The 14,552-nt window shown below is 58.2% G+C and carries 10 protein-coding genes; 6 read left to right on the top strand and 4 right to left on the bottom strand.

Annotation, left to right across the window (positions count from 1 at the left end):
* Window positions 1-16: 16 nt before the first annotated feature.
* The 4 genes from AC0V6Z_RS15590 (at window position 17) to AC0V6Z_RS15605 (ending at window position 3,877) form a co-directional block, all read left to right on the top strand.
* The gene (locus AC0V6Z_RS15590; RefSeq protein WP_472639310.1) at window positions 17-1,387 is read left to right on the top strand and encodes a hypothetical protein; all 1,371 of its coding nucleotides are present in this window, start codon (window positions 17-19) and stop codon (window positions 1,385-1,387) included.
* A gap of 94 nt (window positions 1,388-1,481) precedes the next feature.
* Window positions 1,482-2,132 (top strand): ferritin-like domain-containing protein, encoded by a 651-nt coding sequence (locus AC0V6Z_RS15595; RefSeq protein ID WP_472639311.1) that lies wholly within the window; start codon window positions 1,482-1,484, stop codon window positions 2,130-2,132.
* Window positions 2,133-2,147: 15 nt separating this feature from the next.
* Window positions 2,148-2,609 (top strand): GtrA family protein, encoded by a 462-nt coding sequence (locus AC0V6Z_RS15600; RefSeq protein WP_472639312.1) that lies wholly within the window; start codon window positions 2,148-2,150, stop codon window positions 2,607-2,609.
* Window positions 2,610-2,965: 356 nt separating this feature from the next.
* Window positions 2,966-3,877 carry an OmpA family protein gene (locus AC0V6Z_RS15605; protein ID WP_472639313.1) on the top strand — a complete coding sequence of 304 codons (912 nt, stop codon included), beginning with the start codon at window positions 2,966-2,968 and terminating at the stop codon, window positions 3,875-3,877.
* A 61-nt stretch (window positions 3,878-3,938) separates the two neighbouring features.
* Here AC0V6Z_RS15605 and AC0V6Z_RS15610 read toward each other — a convergent pair whose 3' ends face one another.
* Together AC0V6Z_RS15610 and uvrC are read right to left on the bottom strand one after the other, a co-directional pair.
* A complete protein-coding gene (locus AC0V6Z_RS15610) occupies window positions 3,939-5,537 on the bottom strand; it encodes an AbgT family transporter (RefSeq protein ID WP_472639314.1) in 1,599 nt (532 codons plus the stop codon).
* A 12-nt stretch (window positions 5,538-5,549) separates the two neighbouring features.
* Window positions 5,550-7,643 (bottom strand): excinuclease ABC subunit UvrC, encoded by a 2,094-nt coding sequence (gene uvrC / locus AC0V6Z_RS15615; protein ID WP_472640937.1) that lies wholly within the window; start codon window positions 7,641-7,643, stop codon window positions 5,550-5,552.
* A gap of 79 nt (window positions 7,644-7,722) precedes the next feature.
* Between uvrC and AC0V6Z_RS15620 the strand changes: the two genes are divergently transcribed.
* The gene (locus tag AC0V6Z_RS15620; RefSeq protein WP_472639315.1) at window positions 7,723-9,042 is read left to right on the top strand and encodes a BaiN/RdsA family NAD(P)/FAD-dependent oxidoreductase; all 1,320 of its coding nucleotides are present in this window, start codon (window positions 7,723-7,725) and stop codon (window positions 9,040-9,042) included.
* A 194-nt stretch (window positions 9,043-9,236) separates the two neighbouring features.
* Window positions 9,237-11,561 carry a wax ester/triacylglycerol synthase family O-acyltransferase gene (locus tag AC0V6Z_RS15625; RefSeq protein WP_486176507.1) on the top strand — a complete coding sequence of 775 codons (2,325 nt, stop codon included), beginning with the start codon at window positions 9,237-9,239 and terminating at the stop codon, window positions 11,559-11,561.
* On the opposite strand, the gene AC0V6Z_RS15630 is transcribed toward AC0V6Z_RS15625, so the two are convergent.
* Both AC0V6Z_RS15630 and AC0V6Z_RS15635 read right to left on the bottom strand, forming a co-directional pair.
* Window positions 11,558-11,875: a hypothetical protein gene (locus tag AC0V6Z_RS15630; RefSeq protein WP_472639317.1), complete on the bottom strand. Its 318-nt coding sequence runs from the start codon at window positions 11,873-11,875 to the stop codon at window positions 11,558-11,560. The genes AC0V6Z_RS15625 and AC0V6Z_RS15630 overlap by 4 nt on opposite strands.
* The gene (locus tag AC0V6Z_RS15635; RefSeq protein WP_472639318.1) at window positions 11,838-14,417 is read right to left on the bottom strand and encodes a TonB-dependent receptor; all 2,580 of its coding nucleotides are present in this window, start codon (window positions 14,415-14,417) and stop codon (window positions 11,838-11,840) included. Before AC0V6Z_RS15635 ends, AC0V6Z_RS15630 begins: the two co-directional genes overlap by 38 nt.
* Window positions 14,418-14,552: the final 135 nt, after the last annotated feature.

The raw sequence follows: 14,552 nt of genomic DNA on the forward strand, positions 1-14,552 counted from the left end.
TACATGGAGGGAATACATGCATAACTTACCTTTTTTCGATGCTTTCGGCGAAAAATCGCGCCTATTTCCAGTTTTGTCCGAAAAATCGAAAGAGGGGAGAACTCTGTCAGCCTTCTTGTCAGTTTTCACACAGGTAAAGGAGCTCTCAAATGAAATTCTTGGAGCGGTTGGAAACCCTGTCGGCACAAGAGCAACAGTTTCGACCTTTACTGAAGTTTCGTTCCCAAAGTCTAAGCAGCCGAAAATTCGCCCAGATGGGCTAATCGTTTTACAAACAGGTAAACGAACTTGGAGCGCCCTTGTCGAAGCCAAAATTGGCAATGATGATCTTAAAGCAGATCAAATCGAGTCATATCTAAGTCTCGCGCGAGAGGTTGGAATTGACGCCGTAATTACACTCTCAAACCAGTTCACTACCACGCGCGACCAGAGCCCTGTTACAGTCAACGGCCATTTACTGAGGACTGTTAGTTTATACCACTATTCTTGGTTCTCAATCCTGACATATCTGAGCGTTCTTAGCGGGAATGATCGAGTTGAAGACCCCGATCATAACTTCTTGCTTGAAGAGTTAGAGCGATTCTTGATCCACCAAAGCGCTGGACTCAAGCGCTTCACCCAAATGACGCCGTCATGGACATCAGTGGTCGACAACGTTCGAAGTGGATTATCACTAAGTAAGTCTGGGGCTGACGAAAGAGCTGTAGTTGAAAGCTGGCAAGCAGAGATAAGAGACCTAGCCCTGTACCTCACACGGAAAACGGGTGAAACGGTTGCGGAGAAAGTCTCCAAAAAGGTAATGAATGATCCGACGGCGATCTTCGATAAACATCTCAAATCGCTGGTAGAGGAACGGCGACTGACTGTTGATTTTGCTATTCCGAATGCAGCAGCCCCATTGTCAATAGAGGTAGATCTGACGACCCGGACCATCCACTTCAGCGCTCAGCTTGCGGCTCCGAAGGATAAAAAACGACAAGCGTCGAGGCTAAACTGGCTTTTAGTGCAATTGCCTGACGACAAAGAACAGACCTCCAAAGTCAGGACATTGTGGCCGGGCCGAGCCTCGCCAATCGAGACAACAGTATTTGAGGCGAGAAGTGACGACATGCTTCATAGCCATCCCGACAGATCTCTCTTGCCTCACAAATTTGTCTTGATCGACCAAATGACTGACGGAAGGAAATTTGGTGGTCGGTCCACCTTCATCAATGAGTTAGAGTCGGGTGCTATTGGCTTTTATGAAAATGTATTGAGCCACCTCAAAGCATGGACACCGCCTGCCCCAAAGATACGTAAGGCGATCGAAGAAGAACGTGATAACGAATTGCCTGAAGAGAATAACGATCAGAGCACTCATCACGAAGACACATTATCGAACCACTAACCCTCACATTTGGTCAATCGCCGTCCATGCCGTATCCTAATACAATAGGAGCTCAGCATGATCGAATGGTTTCGTCAAGCGCTATCTGGATCTTTTGGGATCGATCTACATCTATAACGAGCATCGCGGGTACACCGCACTCGACCGCGTGCTGGAGGCTGTCCGGGCGCGCTGTGGGCCGGACGACCCACTGATCGCCAAGATTGAGAAACACCGCGCGGATGAGCGCAAGCATTACCTCATGTTCAAGCGCTGGTTCGAACTCCAAGGCAAGCATCCGATCCACCTCGACCGGACCTTTGGCCATATTGATCGTTTTATCGAGATCATGTTCGGCACCTCGATTGATAAGCTCGACACTCAGGCCGTGATTGAGCGTGATGAGCTGTTTGAGCGGCTGTGTCGGGTTATCTCGCTGACGGAGAAGCGCGGATACAAACAAATCGAAATCCTGCTGACGAACCGCTTTGTGCAATCTGACCCAGCTCTAGTGAAGATTTTTAAGGTGATCGAACGGGACGAGCCAAGCCATTGGGCACCGTATGATGGGTGGTTGCGCGACAATGCCAAGCGCGAGCCGAAATGGTGGGAGCGCACCGTTGACGGCTTCATTCATTCAGAGCTGCTGTTTCTGAAATTGCCAATCCTGTTTCTCAATCCGTTTGTGACGCGCAAAGATGTGTGGGCGGATCATGCCGAGCAAGACCCGGATCGCTATTCCGACCGGCTGTGCTCTGCGACCTAGCGGATTGCACTCATCATGAGCGCATCAGCAAAGCCCACAAGCGATATGGCTGAGGACCGAACACGTGGTAGCCTGATCACGCGCCTGCTTAAGGTCCGGGTCGGTTGGATGCTGGCGCGCAACACAGTGGTCAGCATCGGAGCGTTCCTGATCGGATTGGGTGTGCTGTGGCTGCTCGTTGAGCGCGCCGGGATGGGAGAGGTGATCGCCTCTGGCATCGGCTTCGCCGTCGCCAACACTTTGCATTATATCTTGGGCCGGAGCTGGATTTTCCGCGGGACGGACCGCGCAATGGCCAGCGGATACGCCCTGTTTCTGATCAACGGTGCGATCGGCCTGGCCGCCACCATGGCGTTGATGGCCGTTATGCTGGCGCTGACACCCATCGACTATATCGTCGCGCGCATTCTGGTATCCGTCATCGCAGGGTTATTGGTGTTCGTGCTCAACGCCGTGTGGAACTTCCGCCGGGTCTAGCATTGGCTGAAGCAGACGCGTTCAAGAGCGATTCTCTCTCAGCGTGCACGCTTGCGAGGTTAACCTTACTAAAGCCATTCCAATCGCTGATCCCACAACGGTTCGTCGCAACGGTTCGTCGCAGCAAGCGGTCAAACGACCCGTACAACTAACGAAACTGACCGATCTGTTCATCTGACAGAAAGGTTTGACTGACACTCAGACCCCACATGCCGCCCAAACACGGCATCCGAACGCACATGTTGTGCAAGAATTTTCGAGGGGGCTTCAGCGGCCAGACACGCCATCACAGGGGGCGGTCTAGCAAATGCCGAGACGACGAACGGTTGGCTGTTGTAGTTTTGAGGAGTAATTTAATGAGTGCCATTTCAAAGAAGCATACCGCTCTTTTCCTGTCGGCTGTGATCGCCCTGCCCATGGCAAGCGGCGCAATCGGCCAGGAGCCTATGCCTGTTCCTGCCCAGCAGGGCGAAGTGCTGACCACGGTTACTGGCTCACCGCCTGCGGACCTGTCCGGCATGGCTGAAGGTCCAGAAATTGATGGCTTTATTTCGGCCCGCCGCGATGGCGAGTTTCAAGTCACGGCGGTTGATGGTTCACGCACAGCGATCAAGCTGAGCGATGGCACCGAGATCCGCGCCAAAGGCGGCTTCCTCGGCCTAAACCGTGACAAGCTGGGTTCTGAGCAATTGCTAAACGGCCTGCCAGTATCGGTTAAGACGGTTGAATGGGCTGGCGGACTTGTCGCCACCCGGGTTAACCTGAAGAATAAGGACCTGCGCACCGCATCGATGATCCGCAACGGCACCGAACAGCAGTTCGGAGAGCAAGGCGCGGCGATTACGAAGAACGCCGCCGCAACTGAGGCGCTGCGCGGCCGGTTTGGTGACATCGATCAATACAACATCAAAGGCACCACCAATGTCTATTTCGACACTGGCCGGTACAACCTTTCCAGCCAGGCCCGTGCCGAGCTGTGCAGCGCGGCTGAGCAAGCCAATGCAACCGAAAACGCTCTGCTTCTGGTTGTCGGCTACACCGACTCAACCGGCAGCTATGAGATCAACCAAGAGCTGAGCGAGAAGCGCGCCAGCCGCGTTGTAAACTATCTGCAACAACAATGCGGTTGGAAGCCCTATCGCATGCTGACCCCAACCGGAATGGCAGAAGCCGATCCTGCAGCTGACAACTCAACCCCTCAGGGTAAGGCGCAAAACCGCCGTGTTGCGGTGAACGTCTTGGTCAGCAAGAGCGTCGAAGGCCTCTAACCCAGGCCACACTCTCTCCGATTGAAAATGCGGGGCGGGCTTTGGGGCCTGCCCCGTTTTTTTATGGGGTGTAGAAGGTGGGCGAACCCGGCCCCACTGGCAGTCCGAACACGAAGGTCCAGAGGTAGAAAAACACCGACCAGAACGCGATGAAGAAGATCGAATAGGGCAGCATCATCGCGATCATCGTACCCACACCCAGATCACTTTTATACCGCGTTGCCCAGGCCAGGATCAGCCCGAAATAGCTCATCATCGGAGTGATGATATTGGTGGTGCTGTCACCGATCCGATAGGCCGCCTGGATCGCCTCGGGCGAATAGCCGATTAGCATCAGCATCGGCACAAAAATCGGCGCGGTTACGGCCCATTGCGCCGAGGCAGAGCCGAGCGACAGATTGATCAGCGCGCACAGCAGGATGAACATGAAGAAGATGCTCGGCCCGGTCATCCCGGTCTCAACCAGGAAGTTCGCGCCGGTCACGGCTGTGATCGCGCCCAGATTCGTCCAACCAAAGAAGGCGACAAACTGCGCCGCAAAGAACACCAGCACGATGTACAGGCCGAGTGAGGCAAGCGCCGCGGCCATCGCGTCGATAATATCACGGTCGGTCTTCACCGTCCCAACCGCGCGGCCATAAGCATAGCCGAGAGCGACGAAGAAGATCAGGATCCACACAACGAAGCCATCGAAAAATGGGCTGTCGATCCGGTCACCATTGTCGGGATTGCGCAGCACGCCCCAATCCGGCAGCAGCGTCAACGCCATCAGCCCAAGCACACCGAGCAGCGCCAGGCCAGCCCAGCGCAGGCCCTTGCGCTCATCATCGCTCACCTGTTCCATCATCCGATCATCCAGGATCGTCGGATCGGCTGCTGAGGAATCATATTTGCCGAGCTTTGGCTCCACGATGTAGATCGTGACCAGCGAACCGATCAGCGTGATGAGGAAGGTTGAGGCCATCATGAAGTACCAATTGGCCGTGGCCACCACGGTGTAATCAGGGGCAATCAGGCGGGCGGCCTCTTGCGTGATGCCAGCCAACAGCGGATCGATCGTACCGATCAGCAGGTTCGCGCTATAGCCGCCAGACACCCCGGCAAAGGCAGCGGCCATACCGGCCAGCGGATGGCGACCCAGCGCGTAGAATATCGCGCCCGCGAGCGGGATCAGGACAACATAACCGACCTCGGATGCGGTGTTGGAAATAATGCCTGCAAACACAATGGCGACCGTCACCAGCTTCGGCGGCGCGTTCAACACCATGCTGCGCACGGCGGCGGACAGCAGGCCCGATTTCTCCGCCACCCCGACGCCCAGCATCGCGACCAACACCACACCCAGCGGGGCAAAGCCGGTGAAATTGTCGACCAGGCCGGTAAAGATGCGGCGGATACCATCGCCGTCCATCAGGCTGACCGCGCGGATCATCCCGTCCTCCGCAACACCCTTTGCGCCCGGCGGACGCGGGTCCTCCACGGCAACACCCATCCAGCCGAGCAGGCCGGAAAGCAGCACAATCCCGATCGCCAGAACCGCAAACAAAGTGACCGGATGCGGCAGCAGATTGCCGAGCCATTCGACCCCATCAAGAAAACGGGTGAAGGCGTTGCGCTTGCCTTGGGTGTATTCGTCGGTGGTCGCGGGAAGCTCGCTCATGGATTGCTCCGGTCATTTGGGATTACCCGTGATAATCAGGCGAAGATGAACGCAAGATCGATAGGGGCTTGGGTGCACATGGCAAGGGCAATGTGGGAAAGAAGCACTCCATTCGTCATTCGTGCGAAGGCGGGAATCCATAAACCACCCAGTGACGTCACCCTCACCCCCAGCGTGGTAGAAATCATAGATCGTCTGCGCCACGGCATCGCTGACGCCGGGTGCGCGTTGGAGGTCTTGCAGCGATGCCGCCCGGACCTTGCTGGCCGTGCCGAAATGCAGCAGCAGCGCGCGCTTTCTCGCGGGGCCAATGCCGGGAATTTCGTCCAAAGGGCTCGCCGTGATCGCCTTGGATCGCTTCGCCCGGTGCGCGCCGATGGCATAGCGATGAACCTCGTCGCGCAGGTTTTGCAAATGATACAGCACCGGCGAATTGGTCGGCAGCATCTTCTCGCGCCCGTCGGGGAAGTGGAACACCTCGCGCCCTTCGCGGCCGTGATGAGGGCCCTTGGCAATCGCGATCACGGCCAAGTCTTCAATGCCAAGCTCACCCAGCACCTCCTGCACGCTCGACATCTGTCCCTTACCGCCATCCAGCAGGACGAGGTCAGGCCACACGCCTTCGCGCTCACGATCCGGATCGTCCTTCATCGCGCGGGTGAAGCGTCGCTCCATCACCTCGCGCATCATCGCATAGTCATCATTGGTCTGCGCGGACTTGATGTTAAACTTGCGATATTGCGACTTTTCAAAGCCTTCTGGTCCAGCGACAACCATCGCGCCGACCGCCTTCGCGCCTTGAATATGACTGTTGTCGTAAATCTCCACCCGCTTTGGCGGGGCGTCCAGTTCAAGGAACTCGGCCATTTCGCGATTGGTCTTGGCGCGCGTGCCGGTCTCGGCCAGCCGCCGTTCCAGCGCCTCCACAGCATTGCGGCTCGCTTGCTCCATCAGCTTGCGCCGGTCGCCGCGTTGCGGGACCGAGAGTGCGACCTTCTTGTCCGCTACTTCAGACAGCGCAGCTTCGATCAGCTCGCTTTCCGGCAGTTCCCGGTCGACCAGGATCATCGGCGGCGGCGGCACTTCCTCATAGAATTGCAGGATAACGTTGGAGAGGATCTGACCCTCCTCAACGCCCTTCGTATGGGTCGGGAAGAACGCACGGTGTCCCCAATTCTGTCCGCCGCGAATGAAGAAGGCCTGGATGCCGACCTGCCCGCCCTTGGCATGCAGCGCGAAGACATCCGCATCGCCCACGCCGCTGGCGTTGATTGCCTGTGACCCTTGAATGAAGGTCGCCGCGCGCAATCGGTCGCGCAGGATCGCGGCAGTCTCAAAATCGAGCTCTTCGGCGGCCTTCGCCATTTGCCTTTCCAGGTCTTGCTGAACCTGCCCAGATTTGCCCGCAAGGAAATTCTTCGCCTGATCGACGAGCTTGTCATAATCGGGCTCGCTGATCCGGCCGACGCACGGCGCAGAGCAGCGCTTGATCTGATACAGCAGGCATGGCCGGTCGCGGTTCTTGAAGAAGCTGTCGGTGCAAGACCGCAGCAGGAACAGCTTTTGCAGCGCGTTGAGCGTGGTGTTCACACTGCCCGCGCTGGCGAACGGCCCGTAATAATTGCCCTTCGCCTTGCGCGCGCCGCGATGCTTGTGAATGCGCGGAAACTCATGATCGCTGCGCAGCAGGATAAAGGGAAAGCTCTTATCATCGCGCAGCAGCACGTTGAACGGCGGGCGAAACCGTTTGATTAGCTGCGCCTCGAGCAGCAGCGCCTCAGCCTCGGAATTGGTGGTGATAATCTCCATCGCGCGGCATTGGCTGACCATGCGTTGCAGGCGGCCGGAGAGGCCATTGACCTGCGTGTAGTTCGCGACCCGCGCCTTTAGGCTGCGCGCCTTGCCAACATACAGCACGTCACCACGCGTATCGAGCATACGGTATACGCCGGGCACCGGCTTGAGCGTCTTCACCGTCTCGCGGATCGCCGTGACGCCAGCCTCCAGATTCGGCTGCGCACTCGCAACCGTATAGGCCGCCCGTTCCTCGTTAAAGCGGTCCGCCCCATGGGGATTGTCAGAGGTGCCAGCAGGTGTCCGGGCCATGCCCATCAGATAGGGACCGTGCGCCGTGCTTGGCAATGTGTGATTGGCATTGCGTGCACACCCGCCTATCGATGCGGCCATGCAAGAATATGATGTGATCGTTCTGGGCGCGGGCGCTGCCGGGCTGATGTGCGCAGCAGAGGCTGGCAAGCGCGGCAAGCGTGTGGCCGTTCTGGAGAAGGCGAATGCGCCGGGCAAGAAGATCCTGATTAGCGGCGGCGGACGCTGCAATTTCACCAATTCACGCACGACAGCGGCGAATTACCTCTCGGCCAATCCGCATTTCGCGAAATCCGCGCTCAGCCGCTACTCGCCGCAGGACTTCATCGATCTAGTGAATAGCTATGGCATTGCCTGGCACGAGAAGACTTTGGGGCAATTGTTCTGCGATGGATCAGCCAAGCAGATCGTGGAAATGCTGCTCGATGAATGCGGCAAAGCGGCGAAGCACGGCGGACAGGTTGATGTGCTGTGCGACGCCCATGTCAGTGATGTGGTGAGAGTGTCTTTTGAAGATGCCGGAGCCGCCCGCGCCCTCCACCCTTCCACCCGGAGCATACCGGACACTAATCCGGGTGGAAGGGTGGAGGGCGCGGGCGGCCAGCCAAACGAAGAGAGTTACGAATTCGCAGTCAAGGTGAACGGTCAGGCGATGCGCGCAAAGTCGCTGGTTGTCGCGACCGGCGGGCCATCGATCCCGAAAATGGGGGCGACGGATTACGCATATGATCTGGCGCGGCAATTTGGCTTAAAAGTGGTGGAGCCGCGCCCTGCCCTCGTCCCGCTGACACTCGGCGGCGAAGACGTGTTGTTCCGCGAATTGTCGGGTGTTTCAGCGCCAGTGACCGCGCGCACTGGCGTCAAGAAGTCGAAGGTTGAATTCGAAGAAGCCGCACTGTTCACCCACCGCGGCCTGTCCGGCCCGGCGATCCTGCAAATCTCATCCTATTGGAAGCATGGCGAAGAAATCGGAATCGAATTCCTGCCAGAGACAGCGGAGAATTGGCTGATCGATCTGAAGGCCAAGAACCCGCGCGCCACCATCCGTAGCGCCCTACGCGAGCACTTACCCGCCCGCCTTGCCGATGCTTTGGCTGAACGGCTTAAGATTGAGCGTGAATTTGGCAATGTACCCGACAAGGCACTGCAAGAGGCTCAGCGCAAACTCGCCGATTGGCGCTTTACCCCCAATGGCACCGAAGGCTTTGCCAAGGCGGAGGTAACGATTGGCGGCGTGGCAACGGGTGAACTGTCCTCCAAGACGCTGGAGGCGAAAAACGTGCCCGGATTGTATTTCATCGGCGAGGCGGTGGACGTCACCGGCTGGCTCGGCGGGTATAATTTCCAATGGGCCTGGGCCAGCGGCGTGGCGGCTGCCGAAGCAATCGCAGAGTTATAATATTACAAAACCACCTTACCTAGGGGCAAGACCTACCGCGCGCGTTAGCTTGTCTCGCATCGGAAATGTCTATAGCGCTTGTTCCCAGAGCCTAAAAATGGGTCGAAGCCGCCCGGTTTTGGGTTGGCTGTCCTCAAGCAGCGAAGCGATAGGACAAGTAAAAGCGGGAGAACACCTTGCGCCAATTGCAAGGCATGGATTCATCGTTCGTAGCGCTGGAATCGCCGAACTCGCCGATGCACATCGGCAGCGTGTTGATCTACAATCCGGCAACCGCGCCGGGCGGGTTCGTCCGCTTTAAAGACATCCTCGGCTTCATCGAAGGCCGGATGCAGCTCTCCAAAACCATGCGCCAGCGGCTCGTGCGCGTGCCGTTTGACCTCGATTATCCGTATTGGATCGAGGATCCCGATTTCGATCTGGAATATCATGTGCGCCACGTCGCCTTACCCAAGCCCGGCGATTGGCGCCAACTGTGCATTCAGGCGGCGCGGATTCATGCTCGTCCGCTCGACCTCAATCGCCCACCATGGGAATTCACCGTGGTCGAGGGGCTCGACAATGTTCGCGGCTATCCGCCCGGCTGCTTCGCCTTTGTGACGAAGGTCCATCACGCCGCGATTGACGGGATGAGCGGGATTGATCTGATGGAGGCGCTCCATACGATGACGCCCGATGTCGGCCCGCCGAAAAAGCCCGACACGTGGAAACCGGAAAAGGTGCCAGGCCCGGCTGAGCTACTCGGCAAATCCTATATCAATGCGCTGCTCAACCCGCTGAAACAGGCGCAGGTCGCCGCGCAGTCCCTTCCCGGTGTAGCCAGCGCGATCAAGGGACTGATCGCGCGCGATTTCAAACTCAGCACCGACATGGTGCCCCCGCGAACGCGCTTTAACCGCTCAATATCGCCGCACCGCGTCGTTGAAGGTTGCGCATTCCCGCTCGACAAATTTAAGGCGATCCGCGCGCTCGTGCCCGATGCCAAGGTTAATGATGTGGCGATCGCGGTGATCGGCGGCGCGCTCCACAAATATCTCACATCCAAAGGCGACCTGCCCAAATCGACAATGACGGCGATGGCGCCGATCTCTGTCCGCTCCAAAGATGAAAAGGGCGACATGGGCAATCAGGTAGCAGCCATGGTTGCCCCGCTGGGTACGCACATCGCCGACCCGAAGGAACGGCTGGAATATGTCTATGGCCAGACCAGCAATTCCAAGGCCATGACGAACGCGCTGGGCGCGCGCACCATGACCGAGGTGAGCAAGGTCAATCCGGCGCTTTACATGGCGCTGGGCGCGCAATTGTTCAGCCGGGTCAGCATCGCGCATAAGCTCGCCATGCCGTTCAACACGGTGGTGACCAATGTGCCCGGGCCGCCGGTGCATATCTACTCATCAGGCGCGCGGATGGAGAGCATGGCCCTCTCTCTCATTTGCCTGACAGACGGATTGGGCCTGGCCCATGTCGTGCAAAGCTATGTCGATGAAGCCTATATCAGCTTCACCGCATGCCGCGATATCATGCCGGACCCAGAGTTTTACTCACAGTGCCTGCAAGACAGCTATGACGAACTGCTGGCGGCGGCATCTGCGGCCAGCAAACCGGCACCAAAGAAGAAAGCGACGAAACGAGCGCTTAGCCAAGAAAACGGCAACAAAAACAAAACGCAAAACACCACAAAAACGGGTTGGGAAGAAAACATAATGGCGAGCATCGCACCAAATTCAGCCATGGAAGCTGATCGATTTCTTGAGGAAACGAAGGCGAAGCCCCCACACCGCTTCTGGACGCTGACCGAAGGCCGCGCCTTCTTTGAACTTGGCGCGTTTTACGCCTCGCGTCCGATGCTGTCACAGTTACCCAAAGGCGATGGTCATGCTGTCATGGTCCTGCCGGGATTCATGGCGACCAACAGCTCAACCGTGCCGATGCGCCGCCTGCTGAGGGATTTGGGTTATGATGCGCATGGCTGGGATGCGGGCCGCAATGTCCGCGTCAATGAAGAGCTGCTGCAAGTAATCGAGGCGCAGTTGAATGAGCTGTACGAAAACACCGGTCGCAAGGTTTCCCTGATCGGCTGGAGCCTTGGCGGTGTGCTCGCGCGCGAGCTTGCGAAGCTGCATCCGGAAAAGGTGCGACTAGTGATCAGCCTGGGCAGCCCGATCTCTGATGATCGAGGCCACACCAGCGCGGCGCGCCTGTTCAAGTTCTTCAACGGAGATGAGCCCGAGCAATTACGGGACGGCCAGTTCCAGGGGTTGGACGTTGCCCCGCCTGTGCCGACGACTTCAATCCTGACCAAGACCGACGGTGTGGTCCACTGGCGCGGCTCTGTGCAGCAGAAGGGCGAATACCCGAGCGAAAATATCGAGGTCTACGCCAGCCATCTAGGGCTGGGCGTGAACCCATCGGTGATAATAGCCATAGCTGACCGGCTGGCTCAGAAAGAGGGCACTTGGAAGCCCTTCAAACCGAGCGCGATGCGTCGCTGGATGTTTCCCAAGCTCGACGTTTAGAACACTTTCCTAAGGTCGATCCCCAGGAACCTGCCTGTGGGGTCGATTAGCTGCGGCTGGAAATTAATCGGTGTATTGCCGTTGCCGTCGGTGACCCTGCGGCGCGCGTCAAAGATATTGTCTGCGCGCAGGGCGATGCGGAAGCCTTTAAGAAAGCCCTTATCCTTGCCAAGCATCCGGCCAAGATCGCCGAACACCCGCAAATCGACGGTCGCAAGATCATCGAAGAACAGGTCTGGTGATCCGAGCAGAGCCGAGCCATCAATCCGCGCGCTGCTAGGCGTAGCGGCCTGAAATGCGCATCCCCATACCATTGCGAAAAATACCCGCCTCCAGCCGGGTCGCATTGCGCGCCTGGCCAAAGGAGCCGGTGGCATCGCCATCTAGCAGATCGAGCGGCTCCAACCCCGGCGCGATCAAGATCTCGTTCGCCAGCTCAAGCGTGTGGGTGAGGTTCACAAAATAGCGCCCGCGCCCATCACGACCAAAGCCGCTGGCGAGCGGATTGCCGGGAGGTCGGCCCGCGCCTGATGGACGGCCGCCCTGCCCCGCGCCTGCTTGTTCGCCGCCGCCACCGCGCCCACGCATCATCGCCGGGTCCATGCTGCAAAAGCGCGTGCGGAACTGAGCAATCCGCTCTGGCGTAATCTCACCATTTTCATCGCGAGCGCGGGACAGCATCCGGCCAAAACGCTCTGGATTGAAGCTGGGTAAAATGCCCGAAGTATCCTCGCCAGCCTCCACCGCCGCGACCAGGCGGGTCAGCACATCCAAGCCGTCATCGGCGCAGATCCGAGTTCGGAACGCCATGAATTGCTCGCGCTGTTCAGCAGTCGGTGGGCCGCCTGCGCGCGCGCCTCTGCGTCCTGCACCATCGGGCCTTCCGCCACCTGGAGGCACACCCGCTCCTGGAGGTCCGCCGCGACCGCCTCGACCAGCGCCCGGACGGGCACCGCCCCAACTGCCTCGAGTCGATAACGAGAATTGCAGCCGCTCTGCACGGGTCTCAGCAAAGGTTACCGCGCGGCGATCCAGCGCCACCAGAGTGCCGCCTGCATCTCGCGTGACGCGGTCAGCAAATGCGTTCTCAATCTCCTCGGTCAGCACTGGAAAATTGCTTGTCACATCATCGGAGCGATTGCGGATGTATTCCACGCCCAGCCGTGTGCCGCGCCAGAATGGTAGCGACCAATTGGCCGCAAAGCGCCAGTCGCGCTGCGTCTCAGCCAGCAGATCGGGATTGCCACCCGTGGTAACACTCGCCAGCACGGTCTCACCGTTCACAAAGTCGAATACGGGCGTGTTGAGCGTGATTATCTCAGGATTGCCCAGATTGCCCAACGACGGGGCAACCTCGCGCTCAATATAGGTGGCTGTGAGGTCGAGCCTGCTGGTCGGTGCCCACGTGATGCCCGCGGTCCAATCGGTCAAAGTGCCGAAGTCTGACAGGTAATCCGCACCAATTTGAGCATTGAGGGTAAAGCTTCCGAGATTATCAGCGAAGCCTGTTCGGGTGCTGGTAAGTGGGATGACGAGATTGAGTCCGCCCTCCAGATCGCCGCGCGTCAGGCGGCTATCCACTGGCGAACGAGTGTCGCTGCTTTCAATGCGGTTCCAGCTGTATCCGGCGTCGAAGGTCGCGAGCACTTCGCCGCCGGGCAAATCCGCCAGCGGGCCGCGAGCGGTCACTTTCGATGTCGCGGCCCAATTGCGCGATCTCGCCGTTTCAAAGCCTGCCTCCGCAGAGGTGGGCAAAGCGCCATCGAGCGCCAGCGTGCCTGCCAAAGCAGCGTCCTGAAGCGCCTGTGTGTCAAAGCGCTGGTCGATCTCCGTCTCGCTATCAATGCGGCTGCCATCGAATGTCGCGGTCAGGCGGAATGCGCCAAGCGGGCGGGTCAAAGAGCCAGAGGCCGAATAGGTATCAGTCGAGTTTCGCTGTTCCAGCGGATCATCTTCACCAAGGGTTCGCAGCAAAGTGCCCCCGGCCCCATCATCCAGATCTACGATATTGAGACCAGACAGGCTGCGGTTCTGATTGCGGGTGTAGTTGATATTGGCGCTGAGCGACGTGCCACTACCCACGATGGCCTTGGCCCAGCTGAGGCTGCCCTCCAGTTGCAGGCTGTCCGCAATCAGGGAACGAAATTCGGCCTGATCAGGATCGCTCGCCAGCTCTGAGATAGAGCCCGGCGTTTGGATAATATCGCGCTCACTTTCTGTAAGTAGCGACAGATCGCGCGCTTCAAAATTGGCATTGAACCGGCCGCCATCGGCTATCTTCAGATAGCCAAACTCTTGCTCCAGAGCGATATATCCGCCGCTAGAGGGCCCTTCAAATTCCAGCTCAATCTCGCGGCTAGAGTAGTTCTCTTTCAGGATCAGATTGATGACCCGGCGATCTGGCGAAAAGCCAAATCGCTGCGCCACTTCCTCTGGGAATACCTCGACCTTTTCCAGCGCCTCTGGCGGATAGGATCGCAGCTCGCGGAAGCTGCCGATACGGATCCCATTCACCAGGATGATCGGACGCCCGCCCCCGCCGCGCCCGCGCGCAGAACCAGTCTGATTGCTAACCTGCGTTACGAGATCGGCGATTGAGGTCACGCCTTCGCCAGCGATGTCCTCCGTGTTCAGTTCCAACAGCGGGGCTTGTTCGACATCCAATTGACCGCGCAGCCGCCGCCCTTGGACCAGGATTTCACTACCAGCGGGCGTGCCACTGGTCGTGCCAAGCTCAATATCGGACTGTTCGCGCTCAGGAACATCGCGCTGCTGCTGAGCCAATGCGGGAGAGGCCGCCAAACTGGCCAGTCCGGCAAGACTAGCCCCGGACGAAAGGAATTGGGAGAATTTCACAAGGACCTCTTCAGGCATAAGGTGCTATTGAACAAGCACCTGAATTGTATCGATTTGCATCACAATGTGTCGCGTAAAAGACGCACACAGCGCGCATCCTCTTGCCGCCCCTAACGCACGAGACTTCCATTTTGT

The sequence above is a fragment of the Erythrobacter sp. SN6-5 genome, from assembly GCF_057364945.1.

Coding starts and splice junctions, on each gene's coding strand:
- AC0V6Z_RS15630 (WP_472639317.1), bottom strand. CDS start 11,875: ATGGTATGGGGATGCGCATTTCAGGCCGCTACGCCTAGCAGCGCGCGG.
- AC0V6Z_RS15605 (WP_472639313.1), top strand. CDS start 2,966: ATGAGTGCCATTTCAAAGAAGCATACCGCTCTTTTCCTGTCGGCTGTG.
- AC0V6Z_RS15625 (WP_486176507.1), top strand. CDS start 9,237: ATGGATTCATCGTTCGTAGCGCTGGAATCGCCGAACTCGCCGATGCAC.
- AC0V6Z_RS15620 (WP_472639315.1), top strand. CDS start 7,723: ATGCAAGAATATGATGTGATCGTTCTGGGCGCGGGCGCTGCCGGGCTG.
- AC0V6Z_RS15610 (WP_472639314.1), bottom strand. CDS start 5,537: ATGAGCGAGCTTCCCGCGACCACCGACGAATACACCCAAGGCAAGCGC.
- uvrC (WP_472640937.1), bottom strand. CDS start 7,643: ATGGCCCGGACACCTGCTGGCACCTCTGACAATCCCCATGGGGCGGAC.
- AC0V6Z_RS15590 (WP_472639310.1), top strand. CDS start 17: ATGCATAACTTACCTTTTTTCGATGCTTTCGGCGAAAAATCGCGCCTA.
- AC0V6Z_RS15600 (WP_472639312.1), top strand. CDS start 2,148: ATGAGCGCATCAGCAAAGCCCACAAGCGATATGGCTGAGGACCGAACA.